Annotated in this window: 32 protein-coding genes and 2 pseudogenes; 3 read left to right on the top strand and 31 right to left on the bottom strand. The window is 35.0% G+C overall.

Translation table 11 applies throughout. The features are described from left to right. Positions 1 to 134: 134 nt before the first annotated feature. From GQ596_RS01085 to GQ596_RS01060, 6 genes are all read right to left on the bottom strand, one after another. Positions 135 to 473 carry a YggL family protein gene (locus tag GQ596_RS01085; protein WP_160399953.1) on the bottom strand — a complete coding sequence of 113 codons (339 nt, stop codon included), beginning with the start codon at positions 471 to 473 and terminating at the stop codon, positions 135 to 137. 31 nt (positions 474 to 504) lie between these two features. Further along, complete coding sequence (locus GQ596_RS01080) at positions 505 to 1809, bottom strand: DEAD/DEAH box helicase (protein ID WP_160399846.1); 1305 nt, start codon at positions 1807 to 1809, stop codon at positions 505 to 507. A gap of 415 nt (positions 1810 to 2224) precedes the next feature. Then, positions 2225 to 2425 (bottom strand): DUF4234 domain-containing protein, encoded by a 201-nt coding sequence (locus GQ596_RS11215; protein WP_370516472.1) that lies wholly within the window; start codon positions 2423 to 2425, stop codon positions 2225 to 2227. Positions 2426 to 2514: 89 nt separating this feature from the next. Continuing rightward, positions 2515 to 2988 carry a hypothetical protein gene (locus GQ596_RS01070; protein ID WP_160399844.1) on the bottom strand — a complete coding sequence of 158 codons (474 nt, stop codon included), beginning with the start codon at positions 2986 to 2988 and terminating at the stop codon, positions 2515 to 2517. A 555-nt stretch (positions 2989 to 3543) separates the two neighbouring features. Then, entirely contained in the window at positions 3544 to 3987 is a 444-nt protein-coding gene (locus GQ596_RS01065) for a hypothetical protein (RefSeq protein WP_160399843.1), read from the bottom strand. A 237-nt stretch (positions 3988 to 4224) separates the two neighbouring features. After that, positions 4225 to 4431: a hypothetical protein gene (locus GQ596_RS01060; protein WP_160399842.1), complete on the bottom strand. Its 207-nt coding sequence runs from the start codon at positions 4429 to 4431 to the stop codon at positions 4225 to 4227. Positions 4432 to 4876: 445 nt separating this feature from the next. On the opposite strand from GQ596_RS01060, the gene GQ596_RS01055 reads away from it, so the two are divergent. Beyond that, positions 4877 to 5344, top strand: coding sequence for an STY0301 family protein (locus tag GQ596_RS01055; RefSeq protein ID WP_160399841.1), 468 nt, complete (start codon positions 4877 to 4879; stop codon positions 5342 to 5344). Positions 5345 to 5457: 113 nt separating this feature from the next. Here the strand turns inward: GQ596_RS01055 and GQ596_RS01050 are convergent, their stop codons facing one another. From GQ596_RS01050 to GQ596_RS11085, 6 genes and pseudogenes are all read right to left on the bottom strand, one after another. Beyond that, positions 5458 to 5634 carry a hypothetical protein gene (locus GQ596_RS01050; protein WP_160399840.1) on the bottom strand — a complete coding sequence of 59 codons (177 nt, stop codon included), beginning with the start codon at positions 5632 to 5634 and terminating at the stop codon, positions 5458 to 5460. A gap of 554 nt (positions 5635 to 6188) precedes the next feature. Beyond that, complete coding sequence (locus GQ596_RS01045) at positions 6189 to 6866, bottom strand: hypothetical protein (RefSeq protein WP_160399839.1); 678 nt, start codon at positions 6864 to 6866, stop codon at positions 6189 to 6191. 11 nt (positions 6867 to 6877) lie between these two features. Next, a pseudogene (locus tag GQ596_RS11090) lies at positions 6878 to 7214 on the bottom strand (tyrosine-type recombinase/integrase); the annotation flags it as partial. Between the two features lie 80 nt (positions 7215 to 7294). Continuing rightward, positions 7295 to 8287: an Abi family protein gene (locus GQ596_RS01030; protein ID WP_160399838.1), complete on the bottom strand. Its 993-nt coding sequence runs from the start codon at positions 8285 to 8287 to the stop codon at positions 7295 to 7297. A gap of 250 nt (positions 8288 to 8537) precedes the next feature. Beyond that, positions 8538 to 9056 carry a BRCT domain-containing protein gene (locus GQ596_RS01025; RefSeq protein WP_160399837.1) on the bottom strand — a complete coding sequence of 173 codons (519 nt, stop codon included), beginning with the start codon at positions 9054 to 9056 and terminating at the stop codon, positions 8538 to 8540. Between the two features lie 262 nt (positions 9057 to 9318). After that, positions 9319 to 9937: pseudogene (locus GQ596_RS11085) on the bottom strand (integrase core domain-containing protein); the annotation flags it as partial. 19 nt (positions 9938 to 9956) lie between these two features. Between GQ596_RS11085 and GQ596_RS01015 the strand changes: the two are divergent. Further along, a complete protein-coding gene (locus GQ596_RS01015) occupies positions 9957 to 10178 on the top strand; it encodes an ogr/Delta-like zinc finger family protein (RefSeq protein WP_160399835.1) in 222 nt (73 codons plus the stop codon). A 583-nt stretch (positions 10179 to 10761) separates the two neighbouring features. Beyond that, positions 10762 to 11952 carry a glycosyltransferase family 9 protein gene (locus tag GQ596_RS01010; RefSeq protein WP_160399834.1) on the top strand — a complete coding sequence of 397 codons (1191 nt, stop codon included), beginning with the start codon at positions 10762 to 10764 and terminating at the stop codon, positions 11950 to 11952. Between the two features lie 14 nt (positions 11953 to 11966). Here the strand turns inward: GQ596_RS01010 and GQ596_RS01005 are convergent, their stop codons facing one another. The 19 genes from GQ596_RS01005 to GQ596_RS00920 all read right to left on the bottom strand — a co-directional run bounded on the left by GQ596_RS01005 (position 11967) and on the right by GQ596_RS00920 (position 24761). Then, positions 11967 to 12692: a hypothetical protein gene (locus tag GQ596_RS01005; RefSeq protein ID WP_160399833.1), complete on the bottom strand. Its 726-nt coding sequence runs from the start codon at positions 12690 to 12692 to the stop codon at positions 11967 to 11969. A 10-nt stretch (positions 12693 to 12702) separates the two neighbouring features. Further along, positions 12703 to 13347, bottom strand: a complete 645-nt coding sequence (locus GQ596_RS01000) for a DUF2612 domain-containing protein (RefSeq protein ID WP_160399832.1) — start codon at positions 13345 to 13347, stop codon at positions 12703 to 12705. Beyond that, positions 13340 to 14461, bottom strand: coding sequence for a baseplate J/gp47 family protein (locus GQ596_RS00995; RefSeq protein ID WP_160399831.1), 1122 nt, complete (start codon positions 14459 to 14461; stop codon positions 13340 to 13342). Before GQ596_RS00995 ends, GQ596_RS01000 begins: the two co-directional genes overlap by 8 nt. After that, positions 14442 to 14807, bottom strand: coding sequence for a hypothetical protein (locus GQ596_RS00990; protein WP_160399830.1), 366 nt, complete (start codon positions 14805 to 14807; stop codon positions 14442 to 14444). Before GQ596_RS00990 ends, GQ596_RS00995 begins: the two co-directional genes overlap by 20 nt. Continuing rightward, entirely contained in the window at positions 14804 to 15454 is a 651-nt protein-coding gene (locus GQ596_RS00985; protein WP_160399829.1) for a Gp138 family membrane-puncturing spike protein, read from the bottom strand. Before GQ596_RS00985 ends, GQ596_RS00990 begins: the two co-directional genes overlap by 4 nt. Before the next feature lie 106 nt (positions 15455 to 15560). Next, positions 15561 to 16385 carry a hypothetical protein gene (locus GQ596_RS00980; RefSeq protein WP_160399828.1) on the bottom strand — a complete coding sequence of 275 codons (825 nt, stop codon included), beginning with the start codon at positions 16383 to 16385 and terminating at the stop codon, positions 15561 to 15563. After that, complete coding sequence (locus tag GQ596_RS00975; RefSeq protein WP_160399827.1) at positions 16354 to 16695, bottom strand: hypothetical protein; 342 nt, start codon at positions 16693 to 16695, stop codon at positions 16354 to 16356. The genes GQ596_RS00980 and GQ596_RS00975 overlap by 32 nt, the downstream gene beginning before the upstream one ends. A gap of 1 nt (position 16696) precedes the next feature. After that, positions 16697 to 17404 carry a phage baseplate protein gene (locus GQ596_RS00970; protein WP_160399826.1) on the bottom strand — a complete coding sequence of 236 codons (708 nt, stop codon included), beginning with the start codon at positions 17402 to 17404 and terminating at the stop codon, positions 16697 to 16699. Beyond that, a complete protein-coding gene (locus tag GQ596_RS00965) occupies positions 17404 to 19191 on the bottom strand; it encodes a hypothetical protein (protein WP_160399825.1) in 1788 nt (595 codons plus the stop codon). Before GQ596_RS00965 ends, GQ596_RS00970 begins: the two co-directional genes overlap by 1 nt. After that, positions 19191 to 19334 (bottom strand): hypothetical protein, encoded by a 144-nt coding sequence (locus GQ596_RS11070; RefSeq protein ID WP_174798400.1) that lies wholly within the window; start codon positions 19332 to 19334, stop codon positions 19191 to 19193. Before GQ596_RS11070 ends, GQ596_RS00965 begins: the two co-directional genes overlap by 1 nt. Before the next feature lie 8 nt (positions 19335 to 19342). Beyond that, complete coding sequence (locus GQ596_RS00960) at positions 19343 to 19759, bottom strand: phage tail assembly chaperone (protein ID WP_160399824.1); 417 nt, start codon at positions 19757 to 19759, stop codon at positions 19343 to 19345. Continuing rightward, positions 19759 to 20190 carry a phage protein gene (locus tag GQ596_RS00955; RefSeq protein ID WP_065590540.1) on the bottom strand — a complete coding sequence of 144 codons (432 nt, stop codon included), beginning with the start codon at positions 20188 to 20190 and terminating at the stop codon, positions 19759 to 19761. The genes GQ596_RS00960 and GQ596_RS00955 overlap by 1 nt, the downstream gene beginning before the upstream one ends. Before the next feature lie 9 nt (positions 20191 to 20199). Beyond that, entirely contained in the window at positions 20200 to 21711 is a 1512-nt protein-coding gene (locus tag GQ596_RS00950) for a DUF3383 domain-containing protein (RefSeq protein ID WP_160399823.1), read from the bottom strand. A gap of 2 nt (positions 21712 to 21713) precedes the next feature. Beyond that, positions 21714 to 22004 carry a hypothetical protein gene (locus GQ596_RS00945; protein WP_160399822.1) on the bottom strand — a complete coding sequence of 97 codons (291 nt, stop codon included), beginning with the start codon at positions 22002 to 22004 and terminating at the stop codon, positions 21714 to 21716. Positions 22005 to 22131: 127 nt separating this feature from the next. Then, positions 22132 to 22458, bottom strand: a complete 327-nt coding sequence (locus GQ596_RS00940) for a hypothetical protein (protein WP_160399821.1) — start codon at positions 22456 to 22458, stop codon at positions 22132 to 22134. Next, positions 22448 to 22915 (bottom strand): hypothetical protein, encoded by a 468-nt coding sequence (locus tag GQ596_RS00935; RefSeq protein WP_160399820.1) that lies wholly within the window; start codon positions 22913 to 22915, stop codon positions 22448 to 22450. Before GQ596_RS00935 ends, GQ596_RS00940 begins: the two co-directional genes overlap by 11 nt. Beyond that, a complete protein-coding gene (locus GQ596_RS00930; RefSeq protein ID WP_160399819.1) occupies positions 22912 to 23289 on the bottom strand; it encodes a DUF4054 domain-containing protein in 378 nt (125 codons plus the stop codon). The genes GQ596_RS00935 and GQ596_RS00930 overlap by 4 nt, the downstream gene beginning before the upstream one ends. A 15-nt stretch (positions 23290 to 23304) precedes the next feature. Next, positions 23305 to 24261: a major capsid family protein gene (locus GQ596_RS00925; protein ID WP_160399818.1), complete on the bottom strand. Its 957-nt coding sequence runs from the start codon at positions 24259 to 24261 to the stop codon at positions 23305 to 23307. After that, on the bottom strand, positions 24261 to 24761 hold the full coding sequence (locus GQ596_RS00920; RefSeq protein WP_160399817.1) for a hypothetical protein: 501 nt from the start codon (positions 24759 to 24761) through the stop codon (positions 24261 to 24263). The genes GQ596_RS00925 and GQ596_RS00920 overlap by 1 nt, the downstream gene beginning before the upstream one ends.

The following is a 24761-nucleotide window of genomic DNA, read 5'->3' as shown; positions in this document are numbered from 1 at the left end:
GCTTTTTACTGTCTTACATTACTTTAAGACAGACTTTATCCATTTTTTAAATAACAGTCAGTAAAACCAATTCAGCCAATAAAGATAGCCACATCAGTTAGTGGCTAGTTTACTTCAATTGATTACTTAGCAAATTAAAAATCTAACTCATCCCACCAAATATCGATAAGTGGACTGGTTTTAACATTTTTTAAACCCTGACTTTCAAGCCATTTTGTGACAATGTCACGATGTTCATCAGTACAGTTGCCAAGTTTTTGAGTACAAATAATGCCTTGCCAATTTAAATAACCACTACCCTCATAAGCCAAACCATTGGGTTGAATAGCTTCAAGAATAAATTGATCAACAATATTATCTAAAGTTTCTTCGGTTGTACCTTCGTCAAACGACCAACTAACTGTAAAACCTAACTCTTTAAACTCGTCGATATGTAATTTTTTTCGTAAACGTCTGCTACGATTAACCATAATAATTTCCTTCTTTTTTCTATTAAATATTCGTTTATTTACTTCTTGTGTAATGCTGTCTGTTAGCTGATTTCACATTATTTTGTTTTGGTTGCAACGATCGGTGTGCCGTTGAGCTTCCTCTTTTGGGGGAAGAACGCCTTGCTGAGGATTTTTTAACAGGCTCTGGTTTTATTCTAGGATCGACTTCAAACCCTTGCGTTATCAGTTCTGGGATGGCCTTTTTAATCAGCTTTTCAATCGCTTTTAATTGTGGAAGCTCATCAACACAAACTAACGAAATAGCTTGCCCTTGATTTTGCGCACGCCCTGTTCGACCAATGCGATGCACATAATCTTCAGCTACTTGTGGTAATTCATAATTAACAACATAAGGCAATAACTCAATATCAAGCCCACGAGCAGCAATATCAGTTGCCACTAACGCCCTGATTTGCCCTGTTTTAAAATCCGCTAATGCTTTAGTACGAGCTCCTTGGCTTTTATTACCATGAATTGCAGCAGCCTTAATGCCATCTTTGGTTAATTGATCTGCCAAATGATTAGCGCCGTATTTAGTGCGAGTAAAGATTAGTACTTGTTGCCACTGATTTTTACCAATTAAATAAGACAGTAACTCACGCTTACGACGTTTATCAACCCGATGCACATATTGTGTGATCTGCTCTGAAGCGCTATTGGTTTTAGCAACCTCAATCAATTTTGGTGAATGTAAAATTGTTTCTGCCAAAGCTTTTATCTCGCTTGAAAAAGTCGCTGAAAACATCAAGTTTTGACGTTTTTTAGGCAACTTAGCGATCACCCGACGAATATCATGAATAAAGCCCATGTCTAACATACGATCGGCTTCATCCAATACCAGCATTTTAACGGTAGCAAGATCCACCGCATTTTGCTGCACTAAATCGAGCAATCGCCCTGGTGTTGCAATCAAAATATCAACACCACCACGTAACCTCATCATTTGTGGATTAATACTCACGCCACCAAATACCACTAACGAACGAATGGGTAAATAACGGCTATAATCGCGGATATTTTCGCCGATTTGAGCAGCCAGTTCGCGCGTTGGAGCTAAAATCAAGGCATATAACGGACGTTTGCCTTTTGGGTTACCCGATTTATTGTTATTTTGAACTTGTTGGTCAAGCAGTTTTTGCAAAATCGGCAAACCAAAGCCAGCCGTCTTTCCAGTTCCAGTTTGCGCACTGGCCATCAGATCATTGCCTGATAAAATAACCGGAATAGCTTGTTGTTGAATGGGAGTTGGTGTTGTGTAGTTCTGTTCGTGAATTGCTTTTAAAATCTCGGTATCTAAACCAAGAGAGTCAAATGACATGAAATGCTTCCTAAAATAAACGAAAAATAAATTATCCGCATCCATTATAAAGCAATTTAATAATAAATGTTCGACTATTTAAATAGGCTAACAAATTATGCCAAATTGGCCTATTTACTGATATCAGGTTTATTTATCTTACCTAACGAATTAATTAGATAGTTTATGTAAAAAACACCAAAAATAATCGCATACACTGATTTTGTTTTGGGTTTAATATTATATTCGCCCCAACAATAATAAGTTAACACACTTCGTGCACAATTTGCCCAGATGGAAAACATGATAGCAGTAACAAAAAATAAGATATTGCTTATTATTTCAAAAAGATTATTTTTATATAACATTGACATAACATCGGCGAATAATAAATCCACATTAAAAATAATTAAAATAATCACATAAATATCGCTAACTATTTTACGCCAAGCGTATTTTGAATTAGCTTATTACGTTTATAAAACCAAACTACATTATAAATACCTAAAGTAATGATGGAAAATAAAATAAATCTAAAGGTAGTTAAGTTATTTTTTTGTTTTAAAAAGTTAAATCTGTTCATTTTTTTCCTTGAATTAAATAAAAAACCGTCAGAAAAACTATTGATTTTATTCAAGTTTTTATTTAAATTTAAAATAAAATCAAGTCTTTTAATACTGTTATCATTTTATGTTATGAGATTCATGGGACTTGTTTAAGGTCGTATTATGGGTTCATTTTTAACACAAAGCAAACCAGCCATCTTAATGCCTTAACAATAAATAGCATACCATATGCCAAACAACCAGAAAAAGGGAATGCAATCACATATAAAAAGGCAATAAAGTAATCCCAACCAAACTCAAGAAGATTAAAACCATAACCAATAAAATAATACCAACAAATGCAAAACGTCTCCCCGATAATTAGTCCTAAAAAAGATGTTAATGTATGAGCATTGGGTTCAGTAAACAATTTTATCAACATCAAAACAAATAAAATAGCTTCAATCAATGCCGCTAAACCAATAAACAGATAAGTAATATAATTGAAAATAAACCCATATTCCCATGAATGATAATAAGCCCACTTACACACAAATATCGAAACAATCATAAGCGGGTAACAAACAGCAAAGATGATAAGCAAGTTATAAATGTTGAGCTTCTTTTGGAAGATCTGTTTTGTTACTAATTTCAATTAGCACTCCTTATTCATATTAACACTGTGTATTTAACTTGGTCATCATGCACCACAACAACCGAAAATTCATCAATTAATTAACAAGTTAAGCAATCACCGCAACCGCTAATTGCCACAAACCAAAAAGGCAACCTAATGGCTGCCTTTAATTGCATTAAATGAGTAAAATTACTTTTTATGTGGATGCGGATCTTTAACTGAATCACCCTGCCGAATCATAATATACCAACCATTTTTGCTATGCGTTTTTTTATTATAATCAGGGCAAGGAGGTAATGATTTCTTACTTTGGTTTGAATAAATATAGCCACAGTCAGCGCACTTATAAGTGCCTGACGAAACATCTCTATCATATGAGCAAATTTTTATACCATTATAAGTTCTCACATAGTTAAATAACGATAAACTCAATACTTATCACTGTATATATAACCGCCGATTTAAGAAAAATAAAGTGCAACTTTTAAACAAAAAATTAATAAAATAACTATTTTTAACACACAAAAATCAGTCAGAAAAAACATTGATTTTATTGAAGTTTTTTAAGCATATTTAATCTGCATCATCTGTTTGTACTAAACTAGAACAAACAAACCATATTAATATTTTAACAAGAAATAGTATGCCATATACAAAGCGACCTAAATAAGCGAATATACTCACATATAAAAATGCAATAACATAGTCCCAACCAGAATTTAGAGTATTAAAACCACGACTAACAAAATAAAACCAAAAAATGCAAAATATCTCCCCAATAATCAATCCTGAAAAAGAAGTTAATTTATGAGTTTTTGGTTCAGTAAACAGCTTTACCAACATCAAAATAAAAAAAACTATTCCAATCAATGCCGTTAAATAAAAAAACAGATTAGCAACATAAACACAAATATCACTTCTTAAATAATAATAAGACAATATCGAAATAACCATAAGCAGATAACAAATGAAAAAGCTTATAAGCGAGGTACGAGTACTAAAAATTGATCTGAGCATTTTAAATTTCACCTTTCCTATTATTAATTTAATATTCTTTTTATTGTTAGAATCATATTAATATGAGTATTTATCTAAATAATAATGCCTCACAAAGGGAAAAAATTCAACAATTAATTAAGTGGTTATATAAAAATATTAATGCATAACTATGCCAAGTATCCTCAAATCAAGGCAGACGCTACAAACAAAAAAGGCAACCTAATGGCTGCCTTTAATTGCATTAAATGAGTAAAATTACTTTTTATCTGGATGAGGATCTTTAACTGAGTCACCCTGTCCAGTCATAATATACCAACCATTTTTGCTATGTGGCTTTTTATTATAATCAGGGCAAGGAGGTAACGATTTCTTACTTTGGTTTGAATAAATATAACCACAGTCAGCGCACTTATAAGTGCCAGACGAAACATCACTACCATATGGAGCAAATTTGTGTACCATTCTAAGACCCTCCAAGTTAAATAACGACAAGCCCAATGCTTATCACTGTATATATAAACGCCGATTTAAGAAAAAATCAAGTGCATTTTTTAAACAAGTAGCCAATTAAACTAACTATTTGAGGCTCATAAAAAACCGTCAGAAAAGATATTGATTTTATTGAAGTTTTTATGTTTTCTTTTTAAACAAAAGCAAACAATTAATAGTGCCATCATTTTGGGGTACTGGGATCATTAGGCTTGTTTAAGGTGATATTATTTTGGCTAAAAATTGTCAAATAAAAACTTCAATAAAATCAATATCTTTCCTGACCATTTTTTATCACTATTAAATATCCACTAATAAGTTCCAATACATTTAAAAACCAGAACGTCCCCTTTCACGCTTGACGTTATTAATAGTATAGGCATAATTACTCATTCAATACTTTATCAGGATCTATCCCATGAAATATAAAATAATCACTCTTAGTATTGCTGTTTTGGCTTGGGTTAGTACTTTATCCTCAGCCCAAGCTGATGAAATAACTTGCCCAAGCTCAGTGACAATTAAATCTTCTCATCTTAATATTGATAACCTACCTAACGATTGGATGGTTTCTGAAAAGAAAGATAAATTACTATTGCTTGATGGTGCTGGCGTCTATTCCGACAACCCAGCAAAAAAGATCCAACAAAAACCCGAAGACGGTATTATTGATGGCAAACAACATCAAGCAACTTGGAGCGTAAACACCATTTACGACGAAGGAGGTAGCTGGGTTAGCTGCAGTTACAACTATGAAGAAGTAGAATTAATCAAAAAAATCAACCCAATCATGAGAAGCTGCTGGGAAATCGATTCTATGGATCAATTCGATCGATTGCATATCACAATTAAATGTAGCGCTAGTGAGTTGCAAGAGGTTAAGTAGGTTTTTATTATTAATAATTAACGTATGTTTAGATGGGAGCTTTTCCAAAAACTCAGGTAACTCTTTATATGAAATTGTGGCTAAATGTTGTTCTTGATGCACCGTAAAGGCTTTCATGATTCTAAAACAATGTTATATTCAAGTGCTCCACAATCAACAGCAAAATCCAGTATTTGATTAATTAAGGATACAACACGTTTTAAGGTGTCTAATTTACCACATTCTTCAAGAGGCCTTAAGAAATCAATAATCTGCTGTCTCTTTAAATTTTTAACAGGAACTCTTGCCATAACTAAAGATAATTCAGGATAAGATCCAATACCTAATGCGGTTCTTTTTTTTGAGAATTAGGGTTTATGTAATTAAAACGCCATAATTTAGTACCTGTTGGCATTATTAATAAAAAAACCATTACCATCAGATAATTGGTATTGTTTAGTTTGAGGTTTAGATGACTGAATTTGCTTATCAGTTAATGGTTTTACTATTCTAGCCATATATCACATCACTTTTAGTAATACAATTTTTATTATCTATAATTTGTATTACGAAATATATTACTAAAATTGGTAATAACAGCCAAATTAACACGAATGAAAATGAACAATAAACATACTTTATTTTACATAATTTAATGATTTTATTTACTAAAATGAAAAGTGATAAAAGGTGATAAAACATTTAATGGTGGCCCCTACTGGACTTGAACCAGTGACCAATCGATTATGAGTTCTTTAAAGCTATATTAAAATCAATAACTTATAATTAAATCAAGCGGTTAGAAATACATATATAGACACATTTAGCTATATAAGGATATAGTCAACCGTCATTTTATCGCCAATTAATTAGTTTCTTTTTCTTTACGTTCAATAGCTAATTTTATTAAAGCTAGCATTCTTTCATACTTATCAAGATCGTTATAAAAAAACAAACCTAAAATCATTAACCCACCATACGAATAAGGAATTACTTCAATCCATTGCCAAGAAAGTGCCTTAACCTGAGGTAATAGACCAAGTAATGATATAATACCAGGAAATACCCCCATCTTATCTAGTGGTCCAAGCACTAAGCTAATTCTTCTTTTTAGACATTCATATGCATGATTTAATTCTAAATAACCAAATTTCAATTGTTCTATATCCAATGATATAAGAGCTTTTAAGTACTTTTTATCTATGACGTAATTACCCTTCACATTTAAATTAATTGAATGATTGATTGGTAAAGTAAAACTTTTAATATCTTTTTTTAAACTTTTATATATAAATTGAGAGTAATTAAAATGAATCAATAAAAGAGATATTAATAATAACCAAAATGGTGAAAGAGAATCTTTATCTATTAATGATATTATTATTGCAACCACATATAAAATAATGGCTATTACGAGCGATAGATGTTGAATGATGAATGATAATGTTCTTTGTTTTAAATTAAGTTTTATTTTTGGCTTACGCTTATTTTTCTTATAATAATTTTCTAATTCAATTTTTTTTAATATATTTAATAATTTCATTCAATTTCCTCTTAGTCATTTAATGGATTCAACCTTACCGCATCTTCAAAGTGATCAGGTGCAAAGTGTGCGTAGCGCATGGTCATTTTGATATCGGTGTGGCCGAGGATTTTTTGTAAAACTAAAATATTGCCACCATTCATCATAAAATGGCTGGCAAAAGTGTGGCGTAATACGTGGGTTAGTTGCCGATCGGGTAATTCTATTCCTGCACGATCGATTGCTGAGCGGAACGCCGAGTAACAGGGGGGTAAATAAGCTACCATTCTTTTTGGGGATTTCGTTAAAGAGTTTGTCACTAATTGGAATGGTTCGATTACGTTTGCCTTTGGTGTTAATGTAGGTGATTAAGCGCCTCGCCTTTGGTCGCAAAGGTCTTACGAACTCTACGACCACCTTCGAGATATTTTTCGAATAGCCATTTGCCGTTAGTTTGTTTGCGTACAGTCATACTTATCCAACAATTGGTATAACACTTTTAGGTCGTTATTAAAAAATCCCATATTATAATAGTCCACATTTGGAATATTCGGTTTTTGCTCCAATAATTTAACCATTTTAATTAGCCAATCTGAATTCTTACTAAATCGTGTAGTTAAACTCCAAATAGCTAAAATAACCGCTTTAAGGCGGGTTAATGAATAATCTTGTAGTGAGTCTATTTCTAGATTATTTAATAATCTTGGTGATATTGGGGGTTTAACGCTATAGTTCCATAACCTAGAATTATGAGCACATTTATTCCGAATAATATTTAATGTATGTAGGCAGTTTTCTAAATGCTTAGTACTATCAATTATACCAAGTCGAGTGCAAATACTTTGTTGATAGTTATGTTTTAATATCTGATAAAAATTAGACAACATACCAAAATCCCAAATCTCTGTTGCAACCCAGATCGGTATATTTTTATAGTTTTCATCATTCCATTTAATAAAATCATCTTTACTATTTACGATCTTACTTTCTAGTTTTTTTCTATACTCTACAAACTTATGGTTATATTTTGGTTTATCTACCTTAAAAAAGTTTTTGTTTAAATGTGCACAAGGATTACTTTTACCTAGTTCATAAGCAATAATAGCTTTAAGATAATTTTCGATTCGTTCTATTCCACAAAAAAGGTGTAACCTAATATCCTTATCAAATAAATATAAGTTATAAAAATCTTCAAAAATAGTTCCTTCTTGAAAGTCATCTAAACGCTTGTTAAGCTTGTTAGGATTAGAATTAGAATTAGCCGCCTCTTTTCTTGCAATATACCAATAACCGGATAAGCGATAATAGCCAATATGAGATAATTTTCGTTTAGCTCGTTTGATATCTTTTATAAACATCCCACGGCTAACCAGTATATCGATTTGTTGTTGATACGTTTTGTGGGGTTTTGGCTCTTTTTTGGGAATTACATAATAAGACATAACTAAACCTTTATAAATAAAATGGGCTTAATTACCTAATGCAGATAAAAGAAGACCCTGCCATAATTACTCTTCGCCCAATTAAGTACGTTAATAAGAGATTAGAGGACAGGGTACCGTTACAATTATATTACTACAAGTTCGGATCCTTGTCGACTAAAATTGATGTTTATTGATGCTTATTGATGTTTATTTGTTTTTATATGTACTTTTTTTAAATCAATGAAATTGCATAGAATCAGCTCCACAATCACTCCCCCAACAATATCTCACCAGTTTCTAAAAAGTTTAAGAAGTCACTTTCATTCATGATGCTAATTCCCATTCCTTGTGCTTTTTCAATTTTTTTGATGCTTGCGTTATAGCCAACACAGAGTAATTGCAAGTTCAAAGTTACACTTTTGCGTACAGTGAGTTCTTTTTCTTCTGCCAGTTTGATTAAGCGTTGTTTGTCGGCTTGTTTAAAGCCTGTGAAGTGAATGTCAAATGTATTAAGTGAAGCTGATGTGTTTTTTGAACTAGGGATAGTTGATGCTAAAACATCAAGGGCATGTTCTAGATTGTCGGCAAGATCATATAAATTAGCATCTAGTTCATTATCAAATTTTGCAATTATTCGATCTTTTCGATACGTTCTAAACTGCCCATTGTCACCATTCGTTATATATATACCTTGAATATATTTTTCATCTTGCCGAATATAATGGACAACATGAATTGAAAATTGTTTTTTTACATTGATATATGCAAATATTAATTTACCGCTCATCCTTTCCCATCCTATTGTTTTTAGTTTAGATTCGAAATGATTTTTTAAGTATTGCTCACGTTCTTTAGCTTTTTTCCCTTTTTCTGTTGTTGGAGGTGTGTAGACATAGATTATGTTTCTTTTATTTTTTTGGCTTTAGCTCTGGTTTTTAAAATTTTTTCAGGTGAACTTTTAGAAATTTTGTTGCTTTTTTGTTTAACATTAGAGTCTAGTTTTTGTTCTATTATTTATAGTAGCTCAAACTTAATCCGACAAACACCTATTACTCATCGGCTTTCATTTTAACAAAATGCGTGTCCGATGAGCAAAATAAATTCTCCAATTGCTTTTCCTTAACCAACCCCTTTGCATCATTCCATGTTTGCCAGGGTGTCTTCCCATAACAATATTTTCCAGAGTGTGCTCTTTCTCGATTGTAAAACTCAAGCCATTGCTCAATATCGTTTTGTATTTCACTCAATTGCGTGTAAATCTTACGTCGAAATAAAATATCATAACATTTTGTTTTCATCGTCTTATGGAATCACTCACAAATGCCGTTAGTTTGTGACTGTAGGCTTTGGTCTTGGTGTGTTCAATATCTTCTAGATTAAGATAAAGTTCACATGCATGGATCTCCTTATGACATGATATTCCGTACCTCAGTCTGTAAGAATGCGTAAAAGGGGGACTTGTTCGCTGTCAAAGAAAGGAAGGACTTTATCATTGAGCATATCAGCAGCAATCAGACTGTTTTTCTCAGTATAGACTTTAGCAAAAGCGAGTCTGGAATAGGTATCAATGAATGTTTGTTGGTATATTTTTCCTATGCCTTTAATATGTCCCATATAATGGTTGTCCCGTGCACATAAATACCCCGGACGACGTGTCTCAATTTCACCATGATCTTATCGTGATGCGATGAAATGCCCACACTGTAAAGCAAAAACGGTAATCCGAACTAGCCAAGAGTTAAGCGAACTAACTCGCAAGCAATACCGACAATGCACAAATATTTACTGCTGTCACTCATTTACGGTATTGCAATCTGTCTCAGAAACGATTGTGCCCAGTGCTTGTCCAGATCCAACAGTAAAAATACCTATTTCACCAAAAAACCACTATCAATTACATACAAGATAAAGCTTAAATGGGTTGCATTATAAAATACGACCCAATCAATTTTCTGTAACTAACATAAAAAACTAACCGCCATTTTACCGCCACTTAATAAAGTTTGCTGATTTTTATAGTGTGATTTTTAAGCGTAAACTTTTGATTATATTTACTTAGAATGGTGGCCCCTACTGGACTTGAACCAGTGACCAATCGATTATGAGTGACACGTATTATTTTATAGCGTAATTTTAATTTATTATAAATCAATTAGATAAGAGGTTAGCCAAACCAATTACTGTGTATTTATTCACTATTTTTTAGTTTATTTTACATTATTTACGGCACAAATATGTCACAAACATTTCTGAGATCCCCTACCTAATTTCACATCAAAAATAAATCATCATAAAATATCTCAAAAATTCACACATAACTTATCATGATAACAATAAACTACACACTACCAATTTACATACGCATGACGCTGTTGAGTATTGTAAGTTGAAGATTGATAGTGTGTTTGTTAATATTTCATTTATCCAAATTGTTAATTACTGATTAACCCAATTAATTAAAAATATCAACGAAATAGAAAAGAGAAAATAAAATGGGATTTAGATGTTGGCTTTACAATAAAACAGGGATAAATTTGTACAAATCAAAAAACAAAGATAAAAAATTTAACCAATTTAAACGCCAATTATTTTTGATTAAATTGATTTTCGACTGGAATATAAGAAAAAAAATAGAATTAAATAAAGTAAAAAAAATACTTTTACTACGTCAAGATAGAATTGGCGATATGATTATCACTACTCCATTAATTAGAAATTTACATAATAATGGCTATAAAGTTAGTGTTATATCAACAAAGGACTCTATAGAATTTATTAAAAGCAACCCTTATATCGATAAAACTTTTATATGGAATTGGGGGTGGAGTTATACTGAGTTATTCAAAAAAATATTATTGATACGAAAAGAAAAATTTGATTTAGCAATTGATTTACGAGAACAATTAGAACCCAAAACTATATTATTTAATATATTAACAGGATCAAAACGGTTAGTTGGATTCAATAAGTCTAATTTTTTTAGTTTTGATGTATCAATTAATTATAATAACCCTAAAAATCATATCACTATGAAAATGAAAGCGATCATGGACTCAGTTTTTAATTTAAATAATGACTCGCTTGAGTATGATGCATTTGTGTCAAAAATGATAGATGAAAAAGGGAAAAATTATATTGACAATTTAAGAAAAAATAATAAAAAAATAGTAGTTATCAATCCATTCGCCTCGTTAAGAGAACGAGATATGTCTTTAGAACAATTAGCTGATATAACTAAAACACTGCAGTCCGATTATAACAATCTAGAAGTTGTATTAATTGGAGAGCAATCTTTGTTAAATACTATACCGGATACAGTGGGTATTCATAAATATTCATCTCATTCAATATTAGATGTTATCCCAATTATCAAGTACTGTGATCTAGTTATTTCAGTTGATACTGCCGCTGTTCATTTAGCAAGTGCATTTAATAAAAAAATCGTGGGGCTGTATGGATTGTTTTTTTGGGATGTTCGATTTCAAAAATTAAAATGGCAATACTTTAATTCATCTGCACTACCGAAGAATTTTAAAATAGAAAACTACTTACATTTTAATGAGTACGCGTGGTCACCTAAAACATCAAATAAATCAATTCAAATTTTTTCACAACAGGGGGAATTAATTAATACCATCCCCCCTCGATTAATTATTGAAGGAATAAAAAATATATTAAATTAATTATATACCTATGATTAGTACCCGATCGCAAAGAATGAGAAAAGCCCAGGGGGTTCATTTGCTGACCACGTTAATCTATTAACTGTTGTTGACTCATAACGCCAAGAAATTGAGGTGCTGTTTGTCGCTTGTTCTGAATTAGTGTCGGTGAAATGTACTGATAAAACTCTATTTGGGAAAGCGACTGGAGGGATTACTTCTCCTCTTATGTAACTACTATTAGCGACCCCCCACTGAATAATTAGACCGCTAGGTAATTTTTGATAACCATTTTCATTCAACATTCCGCCAAAATCATTCACAGATAGAATATCATTATCATTAAATTTGGGACGCTGTTTGAAGTTTGTTTCAATTGCTACCTCGTATTTTTTATTATTAATTTTATTGGCCGGAAGGTATTTATTTTCAATTACAGTCGTCCATTTAGTTGTATTTGTTGATGGTTTTGCGTTATCATTTTCAACTATCGCGGTGTACAAAACGCCATTATATTTGATAATTGCGTTAGCGGGATATTTTACGCTTTCGTTCCACTCTGGCACTCCTTGCTGTAATAAATACAGCATGTTTTTATCGACACGATTAAATGCACCGTTCATCCATTCCATTGGAGGTTTTGAACCTGTTTGCTCAATAGTTATCCCCCACCCCCTACTCACATCTGGAAAGTCCGAAACTTCGCCTTTTTTTGCGGACTCAGCAAAAATTAAATAATCTGGTTTTTCTTGAATGTTCATAAATTGATTCCTATATTTCTTGAAGCCTTACGAATTTACCTGAATTAAACCCGCATGAATGTTTATCATGCTCAAAGCCAAACGGCTCGTTATTGACTAAAACTAAATATCGATACATAACGCCTATCGGACGTACTAAAATATCCATTTTGCTAATTGCATATAGCGTTAATGAATTCAGTTTATCGTTATTTACTAGCACGTTCATCGTCATATCTTGTGCATCAATGATGTTTCCGTGCTCGCCGATCATGAATTTAATTGATTTGACAATGTTTGATATTTCGCCAGTTTGGTAGTTTTTGGTTATGCGTGCTTTGATAAAAAAACGATAGTCATTGTCATTTAAAACAACTGATGCATGTAGTGCGTCGCCATGTCGATAAAATTCACCGATACTAAATGGTAAAGCTCTACTATCTTTTAACCATCCAAAATATTCTTTCGCTATTGCTTTCGGCAAAACCCTCGATACGCCAACATGTTTACCGACTAAGTCAAGCGCGTAGCCCGTCGCATCGTCAATATTGAGAATATCTGCTACTTGAACAACATTTTTAAACGTGTTATCGGTTTCTGCGTAGATAGCTCTAATCGTCCCCAAAGCCTTTGGCTTGGTTCGATACTGCCAAATGATAAAATTCTCTCTACTCATCAATTAGCACCTCTACATTATTTATCTGTGCATATTCTCGATAACCGATATTTGCTATATTTGAGCCGTTAACTGTTAACTCTTTAATATAAAAGCCATCAACTAAATTAATGCTCGAAATAATGCGCGATGCATAAACATTCTCGCCAATTTCAAAATCAAGACTTTTGAGGTTGCTTTTGATTTGCTCGGTATTGATATCGTTAAACGATTTATAACGACCAATTGTCATAGCGACGTTAACATCAATTTTTTTCGGTCTGTCAAAGTAGACTCTTCTCGGTATATCATCTAACAGATAAGACGTTTCAATTTGACCAAATAACCCACACCCACCAATCTTTTTCTTAGTGATCACTTCTGCTATTTTTTCATCAGCACCACCGAGAATAACTGCGTTAAATGAGTGAGCAGGCACGCCTTTTTCATCGGTTTTATTCGTGTAATTTTCATATACAACGCATTTAGTCACGCCTGTTATATTCATTAATGCGGATTGAATGCCTTGGCGATCATCGTAGTTATTAATTGAATGGGATAGCATGAAACGCTTTAATAATTGCGCGTCAGTTTCTTCATCAACACCGCCGTAGCTTTTTGTATTTGCTGTGACTTTATCAACGCCAATAATAATTGTGCTTGGTGTGAACTCATCAAGTGCGTTAACAGTGTAATTACCGAGTTCTAACGACCTGAACTTAACACGTGCGCTACCCAGATCGTTTAACGTTATCGATTCTGTCGTTACCCATTTATTTTTGTTCTTGTCTATATAAATAGAATTGTTCGGTATTGTAGTTTTTGGTGAGCCAGTGAAAATAACTTCATCAATATAGGAATAAGATGCTGTAATTCGTGTTATTCCGGCGTACATCGCTCGCTGTTCTAACCAATGCCCAGTCGCTTGATACGGATCTAACATCTGGACAATAAACGAAACGGCTTGATGAATGTTAGCAAGCTCTTGCGAGAATAAACCCAATAATTGCCCATCTGGCGTATCGCTATCAAGGTTGACATTCTCACCGTAAATAGATTTAAATGCGCTAACCAATCGATTTTGAATAGTGTATAAGTCATCAATTTCGACGCCTTTATCTGTTATCTGTAACATTAAATGATGCCTCGTTGGTTTTGTTAAATTTATCTGTATAACTAATCTGTATTAGAAATTGTCGAGTATCGCTATCTAACAAAATATCGAAACTATCGATATTGATCACACCCTCAACCTTGAAAATCTCAGCTTTTACATCAATTTCTAACTGTTTTGTGTTCGGATTTTTAGTTAGATAATCAAACCATGCTATTCCGTCCTCACGATTTAAAAACCAATCACGCTTTAGTGCTAATAACTTGGTTTTTACGCATTGCGCTATCGCCTCGGAACTATCTAAATAGTTACCTAATCCGTGCCCAAACGTCCAATCTTGATTATCATCAAGCTGTCTTACAATCATGTCGGTGCTCCAGTTTTGTCATTGCCACTTTTTACATCTTTGTGCGTGTGAGTATTTAAATCAATACCTTTATTTGTCTTAACATCTTCTGCCGTTATCGTGCCCGAGCTTGTTGTATTTCCACTTGTTTGATTGTAGCTACCGATTTGCTCAGTGTTACCCTCGTGCTCAATATTGCCTTTTATATAGATTGTTCCGTTTGTTAGTCGGATATGCGTTGAACCGTCGTCGGTTTGCATTGATACGCCGTCATGATAAAAATCAGGTATTTTATTAGGCACGCTATTGCAACCAACAATAAAAAATCCATCGCTAAGATCATTGATTCGGTTATCCAATGGTTTTGACGCATTACCTGATGCAAACCAGCCATCTATACAACGGCTTGAAAAGATAACAAGCCCCTCATCACCCTCTTTTATCGGTACAGTAATGCAAAATCCACTGGCGTGAGGAAATTGGGTGGGGACATCTACCAACGGTGGTATCGTTATTTCTTGCCCGTTTGACATTACTCGATTAACCATCACTTGACAGCTAACTGTATGACCGTCAAAGCTAATAACTTTAGCTGGTAGCGCAGTGTATATATTCGATTGAGCGCGTTTTATTTGATTTTCAACCGCTTCAAATAGTGAATCTGTCATCTTTTCTCCGAACAATAAAAAACCCGCCGAAGCAGGTTAAGATCAATGTTGAGCATGATATAAACTTAACTAATTGATAAATAATATTTTTAAGCGTGACGTGTTTTTATACTTTTTCAAACTTTCCACCTGTACAAACCAATTTACTGTGCCAGTTAGTACCGTATAAGTCGCCGTTATGTTCAATTGATTTGACTTTATAATCGCCGTTGTACTCCGAAAGCTTTGACTCAACACGAACAAGCGAACCGATTCTATAATGCGGATTGCATAGCGTTGTAATTTCTAGCCCATCATTAGTTTTTTTGGGGCTTCCTATCATCCCTGTATTTCTAGATATTACCCAACCCTCATTATTAGCTAACGCTTTATTTTTAGGTATAACAACTAGCTGATCATCTTGTATAGACCAATCAGCGTTATTGTTAATAGCGATTTTATGCATAGCCTCGCGTGTGTCACACATAAGCACCTTACCACGAGGCAAAGCCCTATCATTTGGCAAATTAATAGCGCCTTTTTGGACACCAAAGCTATTGACCGCTTCGTTTAAAAAGTCGCTATCTTTTTGCCCTTTTTGCATTGTTTTAATAATGGTTTTCTCGGTATAAGCTCGGTGACCATCACCGCACCGCATTGTTGTGATGATGTCCTGCCCTGTCAGTTTATTTTCTACCGTCAAAATATCACCGCAGAATATCAACCTCAAAACATCTTCTTTATAGCAGACTGATAATTCTAAAAAATGATACTGTTTACTAGTAATAAGATTGCGGTTTGAATCATTGAGATTATAAACTGATATTTCGCCAGTGTTTGGCTCTGATGTTAGCGTTTTTTTAATTGAAAAAGCGACACGCAAATTATTAATAACAATGCTTTCTTTGCGATTACCGATTTTAAGTTCTAGAACTCGCCCGAATTGCTTCACGATACTCACCTTTAGTCATTATTAATAATTGCATACGATTATTAAGATCATCTTTAGATATTGCATTAATTCCAAGCCTTGATTTGTCATCTAATACCAACACGAAAGGTAAATTGAACTCAATTAATGACGGGCTACCGACAGACAGCCCTTTGTTTTTCGTGATATATTCATCTTTATCAATATCAAATAAATCAAATTGATACCCAGTTGATATTGCGTTATATCTTAATGTTAACCGCAAGTTCATATCGTATAATGAAAATGATTGTTCTAACACATCATCGCTTGTTGTTTGTATGACATACATTTTAACCTCTAACAATATTATCTAGCCCCGATCGTTCTTCTTGCGGTTGAGTTTTACCAAGGTTCCTTGTTTTCGGTTTTGGTACACTCAGGCCACTAGCGATTTGTGTCTCAACTATGAAAATTTCGCGAAACGTTAATACAAATTCACCACTTGTGTTTTGCTTTTGAGTAAGTCCAACAGACGTAAGTATCATGTTTTTATACTGCCGTGTGTTTGTTTGTAGCATTACAGGCTCACCGCTTCGCTGTACAGCTAACAATTTTTCATGAGCATCAGCAATACGATCGGATGATAAACTATTCAACAGCGGAGACTGATAGTCGGGGAGAAAATCAGCCACAACTTGATTAACAGCTTTTGCGCCAGTTTTAAAATGTGATGCAAAGCGATTTATCATATTTTCCGCCTGCGCTGTCACGGTCTTAATCGGCATCGGTAGCGGATAATCTGAAAAATTAAAACCCAATAAATTATCAAATGAAAATGCATTAGTTTCGTACCCGACCACTAAACCGTACACTGTCACTTCTTTAGGGTCTAATACCGCATGATCAGCAATATTAGCCCCGTTTTCTATTGGATTTTCAGTTACCCTTAATTTTGACGCGTGTTGCTCAACAGTATTGATATCGAGACTAAATACTGTGTTATCAGTAATTATCAAACCACTATCTTTTGATGATTTATTTAATATAGATTGAAACATTAGTTAGACCCCAAGGCTGTTTGTATATTATCGTTTATACGTCTCGCAGCATTATTAGAAATGCTATTCAAGCTATCAAAACCCTCTTGAGGTGTTGTAACGTTCATCGTGTTATTGATAGTTACCGCATTGTTATTATTGATGTTTTTGTTTGCTGGTATAAGACTTCCTGCTTTAGCTCCGTCTGTGCTTAGCTTTGCTTGTATGTTTGTGTTAGTTAATCGCTTAGCTGTAACTTCTATCTCGTCATCGTCACCACCTAGCCCAATCCACGATAAAGCCCCTTTAACTTTACTTTTAACTGAATCAATAAATCCATAAAATTTATCTTTTATCCAATCCATTGCTTTCTTGAACGGTGCAGTAATTGACTCATGCACTTTTAAAAACGTTTCAGCAAATTTCTTGGTAGTGTCACTGACATCATCAACCCACGATCCAAATAAATCTTTAACAAAGTCCCAAGCAGCTCGAAACGGCCACGTCACAAAATCCCAAATAGCCCAAAGCGTTTCGCCTAGTTTTTCTGTAGTAGTGGTAGTGTCATCTTCCCATATGTCAAATAATTTATTAATAAAATCCCAAGCCTCTTTAAAGGGTCTTGTAATAAGACCCCAAATGGCTTTAAACGTCTCGCCAATGGCATTAACAACGTCACCAGCATCAATACCTAGCCAGTCCATTATTTGGCAGATGAATTTATATGACATTCGAAACGGAAAGGTGATCACATCGATAATAAAGTTAAAAATCTTACCGATTCTATCTACCGTCTTGCTTGCTTCGCTTTCAGACATACCAAAAAACATTAGTATGCTCTTGAACGCTTTTGACAGTAACGACTTGATGCCAGCTATTAGCGATTTAAAACCGCTTACTATCGAATCAAACAAACTCTTAGATAACGATTTTATTTTTTTAGTATCGCCAGTCCACAATGCTTTGAGAAATTCCCAGAATGTTTTTGCAAATTCCCACGCTGCTTTGGCTCCGTCGATAAATGGTTGCCAGTACTCACCAAACAGGCTTTTACCGCCGTTCATGTAGACCATGAGATCATCAATCAATAACATTAAGCCAGTTATCAAAAGAATAATTTTGCCAATAGGGCTTAGTAAAAAAGCCCTATTTAAAATAGCCCACGCAACACCAAAGGCAATTACAGCGTTTTTCCAGCCAATCGTTCCCGACACAATCTTGTCAATAAATTTAACAAAATTAACAACAATCTGAATAACCATCCCGACCGCTTTAATGACTTTGGTAATGCCGTCAGCAATCAATTCCTTATTAACTGTTAACCAGTTACGAAATCCAGCAATTAAATTAGTCAAAGCAGGCGCAAGATTTAGTGCAATCTTAGTTTTTATGCTATCAAGAGCTAGTCCAGTCTTGCTCATTTCTCTTTTATAAAGCTCAGCTTGTTTAAGCTCCTTTTGTGAGATGCTGAACAAAGCACCTTTTTTTGTGGCAAGCTCTTTGGCTTTATCGATTGCGTTATTAAAAGCGCCAATCAATTTTTTACCGTACAATACAGCTGTTGCAGCTAACGCAACCAAAATCATCTTCAATGAAAATAATTTCGATTTTGTTTGACTTGCTGCTTTACCTGCTTCCGCCGTTGATTTTTTTGTCTCGCGAATAGCCTTGTTTGCATCTTCTTGTATGCTATTAGCGGTATCTGCAAGTTGATTTGCACCAGCTTGTAAATTATTAACAACTTTCGTTATTTCACCAGCTTTTGAGGCATCAACACCGATTTTTATCAAAAATTCTTCTAAAAACATTATTGCGCCTCACTTTGCTGTTGTTGCTTTTCTGCTAATTTAGTTTCAGCTATTACGTTGTGCATATCGATAACATCATCAAGAGAATACACGGTTCGAAGCTCGTGGAGCGTTGCGTATTTATTTACGATAACGCCCCACACAAACCAATCTACATCGCTTTCTGAGCTATCTCCTCCAAGCTGAGCGTACTTAGATTGGACAATAGGCCATTTGGTAAAAAACCCAAAAAATGGAATTTTAGCCCCTCAATAATGACTTGATAGTAATGACTTCGATGTGTGTTAAAAAACTCACCTGCCTCTTGCGGTTTTTGAAACAGTACTTTTTTACCGTTTTCATCTACAGCAGTAACATAATCAAGTATGAACTTTTCTATTTCAGCAAATTGTTCAGAGCCGATATTTGATGCTAGTTGACCAATATCAAAACCTGATTTATTACCCTCGAATGAAAAACAGCCTTGGAGCAAGGCTGTTAATTTTTTTAGGTATTTATTTGACTTGAAAAAATCTGCTTGTGTGAATGTATAAACTACATCATCAATAGTAAAATCTGTGCTTTGCATTATAAACCGCCTTTAATGTCAAATTCTGCCTTAGTTGCTTTAAATGTCCATGTTACGCCGTTGTGAGACGTTCCCCGTGCGTGCGTTGGAGGTGTTGTAAACCAGCACCCCGTTAGTAAAAACTCATCACCGTTGCGTAAATCTTTGTACGTAATTAATTTACCCGTCGCTGTTGTTGGGTTGTTAATTTGAGCATTACGTAACTGATTTAATTTTTGGTTAGTTTCAGAATGCTGTAACGTTTTAATAGTAACAGTTGCGCCACGATTACAAGAATGAACAAAAACACCCTTGCCGTTAATGCCGTATGTGATATCACCGTCGTCGCCGATTGGTGCAATGCTAATAGCATCTTGTGCATTCTCGTAGCCAGTAATTTCAGTGCCGTCGATAGTCAAGACGGCATCTTCTAAAGAAAATGATTTAGACATATAAAATCCTTATCGATTAAATTGAACAATGATATCGACGCTATGACCCGCACCAGCAAGTTTAAGCGCACAGTTGATAGGCATCATCTTACGAGCCTCTCTATCTGCTGTATCTTGCATGTCGAACGAATCAGAATAGAAATAGTAACCATTAATATGATCGCCGTATGATAGTTCGCCAACATCTCCGCCCGTCCATTTTCCAGAACCCAAGAACCCATTATTAATAAACTGTTCTCCCGGAATTTTCATTGCGCTAAGTAAAATTTCTTGCCCTCTATCGGTTTGCGAAATTTTAAACGGATTACCCTGCAACGTATTAAACATTTGCACTTGCGACACATTAATGAAAGCATCTAGACCAACTGTTTCATCAATAAATGTACCACCAAGCATAACACCCTCGGCTAGCATATTTACACCTGCATAATCAGTATAAAAATTAATACCCAAACGTCGGCATTTTGTTGCTTCGTTGATAGTGATTTTATCGTCTGATGTGACACTAACTTCTTGCTTGAATTTAACCGTTTTAGCCGTGTTTACACCCGTCCAAACCGTTGTCAAAGCAATGCCCATTAATTCAGCCGCGGCATGTGTATTGCCCTTATTGTTATACTGAACCATTAAACGACCGCTATTACGTTTTGATAGCGTTTTAAGTACGTTTGTATCAGTATATTCAATGTTGGCTGGTCGGGTTTCTGTGTACGCCATGACTTTTGCATTTTCGACGCCCTGAGCGACAACCCAGTCATGAGCTTCAACTAATTCAGCGTCAGTAATTGTGTTGGCAAAATAAACGCCGTACCAATTTTGGTATTGGTTTTGTAACTTGCTCAATGCCTCAGCAGGTGTTTCTTTATTGTAAGTGATCGCATCTTCACCGTTAATTAGCGTACTTCTTCCATCAATTAGGTTAGTCATGCTACCGATATAAGTACCATCTAATTGCGCGTCAAATACATAACCAAAATTAGCACCCTTGCCATCAGTGTTTGCTGATAAGATAAAACGACTGCCGACAGCGTCATAAATGAATTTGACACCAAGATCATTTAGCTTTGCATTAACGACATTTGCTACATCGTGCATACTTGAAACAGTCGAAAAATCCAGCTCTTTAACATCGATTTTTACATCATTGAAGTAAAATGACAGATAACCGTCGGTAATATTTTTAAATTGAATATATGAAACTGCTAACGCTGAGCCATTGATTTTTGAACTAATTGCTGATGATGTGAAATTTTCTTTCATATATCTAGCAATTAACGCAGTTTTCGGTTTTGGTCGTGCTGAAAATAACGCAGCGGCAGCACGATACGCATCTGAATTAGTACCAAATAAAGACGCTACACTGTTAACATCTGAAACAACGACGTAGCGAGTATCTGGATTTGTAAATTCGTCGCACATTTCATCAGTGAAAATAGCAACAACACTCAAATCACGCTTTTGTGCGCCCCGCGGTGATTGTGGTAGAGTTACATCCACCACCTGACTGATTGGTAAACTCATTATTACCCCTTCTCTAAATTAAATTTTACTGTATCGCCACGCCTCAATTGAGACTTAACGATCGGATTAATGGAAAATGTAAGATCGACTTGTGCACGCTGTTCTTTGCCACCTGCAATAGTTGTTGGCAAGCTTCGAATTTGCGAGCATTTTAGATATCCCATACCTAGACGCCTCAACCTCTGCCAAACCACCGTTAATCGCATTGATTCGGTTAATTTGCACAGCATATCGTACGCATTCTTACCGTATGCATTGATTGAGATAGTGACTTCTCTAAGAGTTGATGCCATTTCTTCTTCATCTGTACCATTGAACCTAACCTCGGTCCCGATATCCGACTGATACGCATTTAGTACAGTGATGAATTTATCCAGTTTTGAAACGTCCTGCATATTGTTAGCATCAAATACTAACTCCTCAGGTAACGTCAAAACCTCCGCTATCGTGCGTCTGAGAGCCATCATATCTAGTCGCGAGACAGTCGTAATAGCCATAATCGCTCCATATTGATTCCGAAATAACTTTAAATCTCATACCGTGATGATGAAACAGCATGCCATTAGTGATTTTTTCACGAGAAAATATTCTAACGGTTGGGTTATACCTATCGCCCTCGGGTAATATTTGTAAATCATCATTACTAGCAGGTTGAATAATGCAGGTAATATCACCAAGCGATTCAAAATTAACTTTAGTAGCAAAAAACGGATCGCTTAAAAATTGCGATATTAATTCACGATTCATTTTCTCTTACCTCGTAAGTTATTGATGCCCGTAGTTGTCCAGTATCAATCAACGGCTTACTTGATTTCTTACGCTTTGCTGTTTCTTCTTTATTTGCCACAAAATCGCCATCAGTTATTTTCTCAACGATTTTACCTTGCAAATAAGCACCAACATCAGCAAAAGCATCATGCGCAGATTTTTGACCTTTCAAGCATTCGGCGATACGAGCATTACCAAGTCGCCCCAAGTTTTCGGCTTCTTCTGACGCTGTGGACCGCATAAAAGAACGTTCTGGAATACCTTTTTCAGGCACTCCAAATTCATGAATAACACCAAGTTCGGCATTGGTTATGCTAGCCGATTCTTTTCGTGAATTTTCATCACTCGGAATACCAACAACCAATTGAATTCGGTTTAGTTGTTCAGCTCGCTTCATGACTTCTTTTAGTCGTTTTACGATTTCTAATTCACTCATCCGATAACCCCAATCGGAGTTATTAAACGGCGTAAGCGTAAGTATTCTTGACCGTATGATGTTGAAGTTAAATCGTAGTCACTTGGGTTGCCAGATGATGTGTTTTGTGATGTGTAGCCGATTGATAAACCGCCTGCTGATTTGCTCGATACTGATTTAAAGTTTTCGCCATTGTTAAAAATAACGTTATCGTCTAAATCCCGATTTAAAAAGCCCTTGATAGCTAATCTGTGCGCCGTGTAAGCAAACAAGCCGAGGTCGTATAATTTACCCCATGCCTTTTCACTCACAACTAACGCACTGCTTTCTAAGAAATTCTTGATTGTGCCGTCATCGACTTTTGAAAATTCGGGGTATTCATCACGAAAGTTCATAAATACCCCTTATTTTTAGACTTTATAGTCTACATACTGCGCAGATTTAGGCTCTTTCCACATTACACCAGTAAATGCTGAACGATAGCCGCTTTGATATGAGAGTAAATCTTTTCGCATTACTTCTAAGATTTCTGGCATGTGTACTTTCATTTCAAGATAATCTTCGTCTGGCGTATAGATTACTAAACGTGATTTGTTTTTGTTAATATTTTTGGCGTATCCAGCAGGAATTTTAACAAAGTTGACATTAAAGCTGTCATTTTGTGACGCTTTTCGCAATGCCGCCATGACACGATCCATAGCAGCAATTGGTAATAGATCCGTGCCGACAATTTGCGGATTTGGGTCGAATTTCTGCATTGCTGTCATGAAATCTTTTGCATCCATTGCGATATTGGCTGGCTGAATAGTATAGTCAGAACGAGACCAAACTTTATCGTATGCACCAAGAATCATTTTAACGAATTCCTCAGATGACATTTCTTCTAACGTCTTACCTGATGTGTCGTTATAAACTTCAACCTGCTTACCAGTTAACAGCCCTTCTTGACCGGGTTTTTGTTCATGCCCAACATATCCAGCATATTGAATAGTTGCCACCGCGTTAGCGTACAAGTCATTTTGCTTTTTAGCTGGTAAATTGATACCTAATTTCTGAGCTTTCTCAATTTCTTGTTGAGTGTAAACCAAACCTTTAGCCCACTGAACTACCGGCGATTTTTTCGCTTCAATGGTGCTGTCAATTGTTTCGAGTGATGTGGTTTTAATACCAATTACACCATTTTTAACAGACCCGCGAACTTCAGTAACACCGTATTCCCATTCTTCGGTTGCAAAATCAAGCCCTTCTGTAACAGGCACAGCTTGACCGATATTAATTTCAGGTAGTTCTTTTTCTTGTAACTGTTTATCACGCTCTAACAGTTGTTCTGTGATAACGTCACTATAATCTACATTTTCATATGCCATTACGCTTTAACTCCTCTTGCTACTGATTTTACCGATTGCGCATAACCTAGTGTGATCGCTGCACAGTGATTACCATTGCTGACACGCTCGACCCAGTAACCTAAGTCAATATTACCCTCGGCAACATTTGTGATTTTCCCAGCATCATCACCCGTCGGTACGATATAAACACGCTCACCACGCTTCAACTCGATGTCATTTACCGCTAACGCAACAACTGAATCACCATGAGAAAAGTGTCCGATGTTGATGTGACGGTTATTCGGGTGCTTATCGCCGTAAATATCACGCACGATAATACCGTGAATTAAATCGTTTGCTGATTCGATTGCTTTAATACCGCCGTCCGCATTGACTGCAACGAAAGTACCGCACAATAAATCTTTACCAGTTAAATTTTCTTCACCCCATACCTTGCTATCTGAACTTGATACGCGGTGAATAGAGCCTGGTTGCATTGTCCCCTGATCTGAATCCCAACTTGTAAAACTGTAACCCAT

Source organism: Gilliamella sp. Pra-s60 (assembly GCF_009795755.1).
Classification (GTDB): domain Bacteria; phylum Pseudomonadota; class Gammaproteobacteria; order Enterobacterales; family Orbaceae; genus Gilliamella.
The sequence above is the reverse complement of the archived record's forward strand: the minus strand, read 5'-3'. Positions and strand labels throughout refer to the sequence as shown.

What these genes read in the sequence shown, in the direction of transcription:
- GQ596_RS01080 (WP_160399846.1), bottom strand. Translation starts at nt 1,809, where the DNA reads ATGTCATTTGACTCTCTTGGTTTAGATACCGAGATTTTAAAAGCAATT.
- GQ596_RS01065 (WP_160399843.1), bottom strand. Translation starts at nt 3,987, where the DNA reads ATGCTCAGATCAATTTTTAGTACTCGTACCTCGCTTATAAGCTTTTTC.
- GQ596_RS01060 (WP_160399842.1), bottom strand. Translation starts at nt 4,431, where the DNA reads ATGGTACACAAATTTGCTCCATATGGTAGTGATGTTTCGTCTGGCACT.
- GQ596_RS01055 (WP_160399841.1), top strand. Translation starts at nt 4,877, where the DNA reads ATGAAATATAAAATAATCACTCTTAGTATTGCTGTTTTGGCTTGGGTT.
- GQ596_RS01050 (WP_160399840.1), bottom strand. Translation starts at nt 5,634, where the DNA reads ATGGCAAGAGTTCCTGTTAAAAATTTAAAGAGACAGCAGATTATTGAT.
- GQ596_RS01045 (WP_160399839.1), bottom strand. Translation starts at nt 6,866, where the DNA reads ATGAAATTATTAAATATATTAAAAAAAATTGAATTAGAAAATTATTAT.
- GQ596_RS01030 (WP_160399838.1), bottom strand. Translation starts at nt 8,287, where the DNA reads ATGTCTTATTATGTAATTCCCAAAAAAGAGCCAAAACCCCACAAAACG.
- GQ596_RS01025 (WP_160399837.1), bottom strand. Translation starts at nt 9,056, where the DNA reads ATGAGCGGTAAATTAATATTTGCATATATCAATGTAAAAAAACAATTT.
- GQ596_RS01015 (WP_160399835.1), top strand. Translation starts at nt 9,957, where the DNA reads ATGAAATGCCCACACTGTAAAGCAAAAACGGTAATCCGAACTAGCCAA.
- GQ596_RS01010 (WP_160399834.1), top strand. Translation starts at nt 10,762, where the DNA reads ATGGGATTTAGATGTTGGCTTTACAATAAAACAGGGATAAATTTGTAC.
- GQ596_RS01005 (WP_160399833.1), bottom strand. Translation starts at nt 12,692, where the DNA reads ATGAACATTCAAGAAAAACCAGATTATTTAATTTTTGCTGAGTCCGCA.
- GQ596_RS01000 (WP_160399832.1), bottom strand. Translation starts at nt 13,347, where the DNA reads ATGAGTAGAGAGAATTTTATCATTTGGCAGTATCGAACCAAGCCAAAG.
- GQ596_RS00995 (WP_160399831.1), bottom strand. Translation starts at nt 14,461, where the DNA reads ATGTTACAGATAACAGATAAAGGCGTCGAAATTGATGACTTATACACT.
- GQ596_RS00990 (WP_160399830.1), bottom strand. Translation starts at nt 14,807, where the DNA reads ATGATTGTAAGACAGCTTGATGATAATCAAGATTGGACGTTTGGGCAC.
- GQ596_RS00985 (WP_160399829.1), bottom strand. Translation starts at nt 15,454, where the DNA reads ATGACAGATTCACTATTTGAAGCGGTTGAAAATCAAATAAAACGCGCT.
- GQ596_RS00975 (WP_160399827.1), bottom strand. Translation starts at nt 16,695, where the DNA reads ATGTATGTCATACAAACAACAAGCGATGATGTGTTAGAACAATCATTT.
- GQ596_RS00970 (WP_160399826.1), bottom strand. Translation starts at nt 17,404, where the DNA reads ATGTTTCAATCTATATTAAATAAATCATCAAAAGATAGTGGTTTGATA.
- GQ596_RS00965 (WP_160399825.1), bottom strand. Translation starts at nt 19,191, where the DNA reads ATGTTTTTAGAAGAATTTTTGATAAAAATCGGTGTTGATGCCTCAAAA.
- GQ596_RS00960 (WP_160399824.1), bottom strand. Translation starts at nt 19,759, where the DNA reads ATGCAAAGCACAGATTTTACTATTGATGATGTAGTTTATACATTCACA.
- GQ596_RS00955 (WP_065590540.1), bottom strand. Translation starts at nt 20,190, where the DNA reads ATGTCTAAATCATTTTCTTTAGAAGATGCCGTCTTGACTATCGACGGC.
- GQ596_RS00950 (WP_160399823.1), bottom strand. Translation starts at nt 21,711, where the DNA reads ATGAGTTTACCAATCAGTCAGGTGGTGGATGTAACTCTACCACAATCA.
- GQ596_RS00945 (WP_160399822.1), bottom strand. Translation starts at nt 22,004, where the DNA reads ATGGCATCAACTCTTAGAGAAGTCACTATCTCAATCAATGCATACGGT.
- GQ596_RS00940 (WP_160399821.1), bottom strand. Translation starts at nt 22,458, where the DNA reads ATGAATCGTGAATTAATATCGCAATTTTTAAGCGATCCGTTTTTTGCT.
- GQ596_RS00935 (WP_160399820.1), bottom strand. Translation starts at nt 22,915, where the DNA reads ATGAGTGAATTAGAAATCGTAAAACGACTAAAAGAAGTCATGAAGCGA.
- GQ596_RS00930 (WP_160399819.1), bottom strand. Translation starts at nt 23,289, where the DNA reads ATGAACTTTCGTGATGAATACCCCGAATTTTCAAAAGTCGATGACGGC.
- GQ596_RS00925 (WP_160399818.1), bottom strand. Translation starts at nt 24,261, where the DNA reads ATGGCATATGAAAATGTAGATTATAGTGACGTTATCACAGAACAACTG.
- GQ596_RS00920 (WP_160399817.1), bottom strand. Translation starts at nt 24,761, where the DNA reads ATGGGTTACAGTTTTACAAGTTGGGATTCAGATCAGGGGACAATGCAA.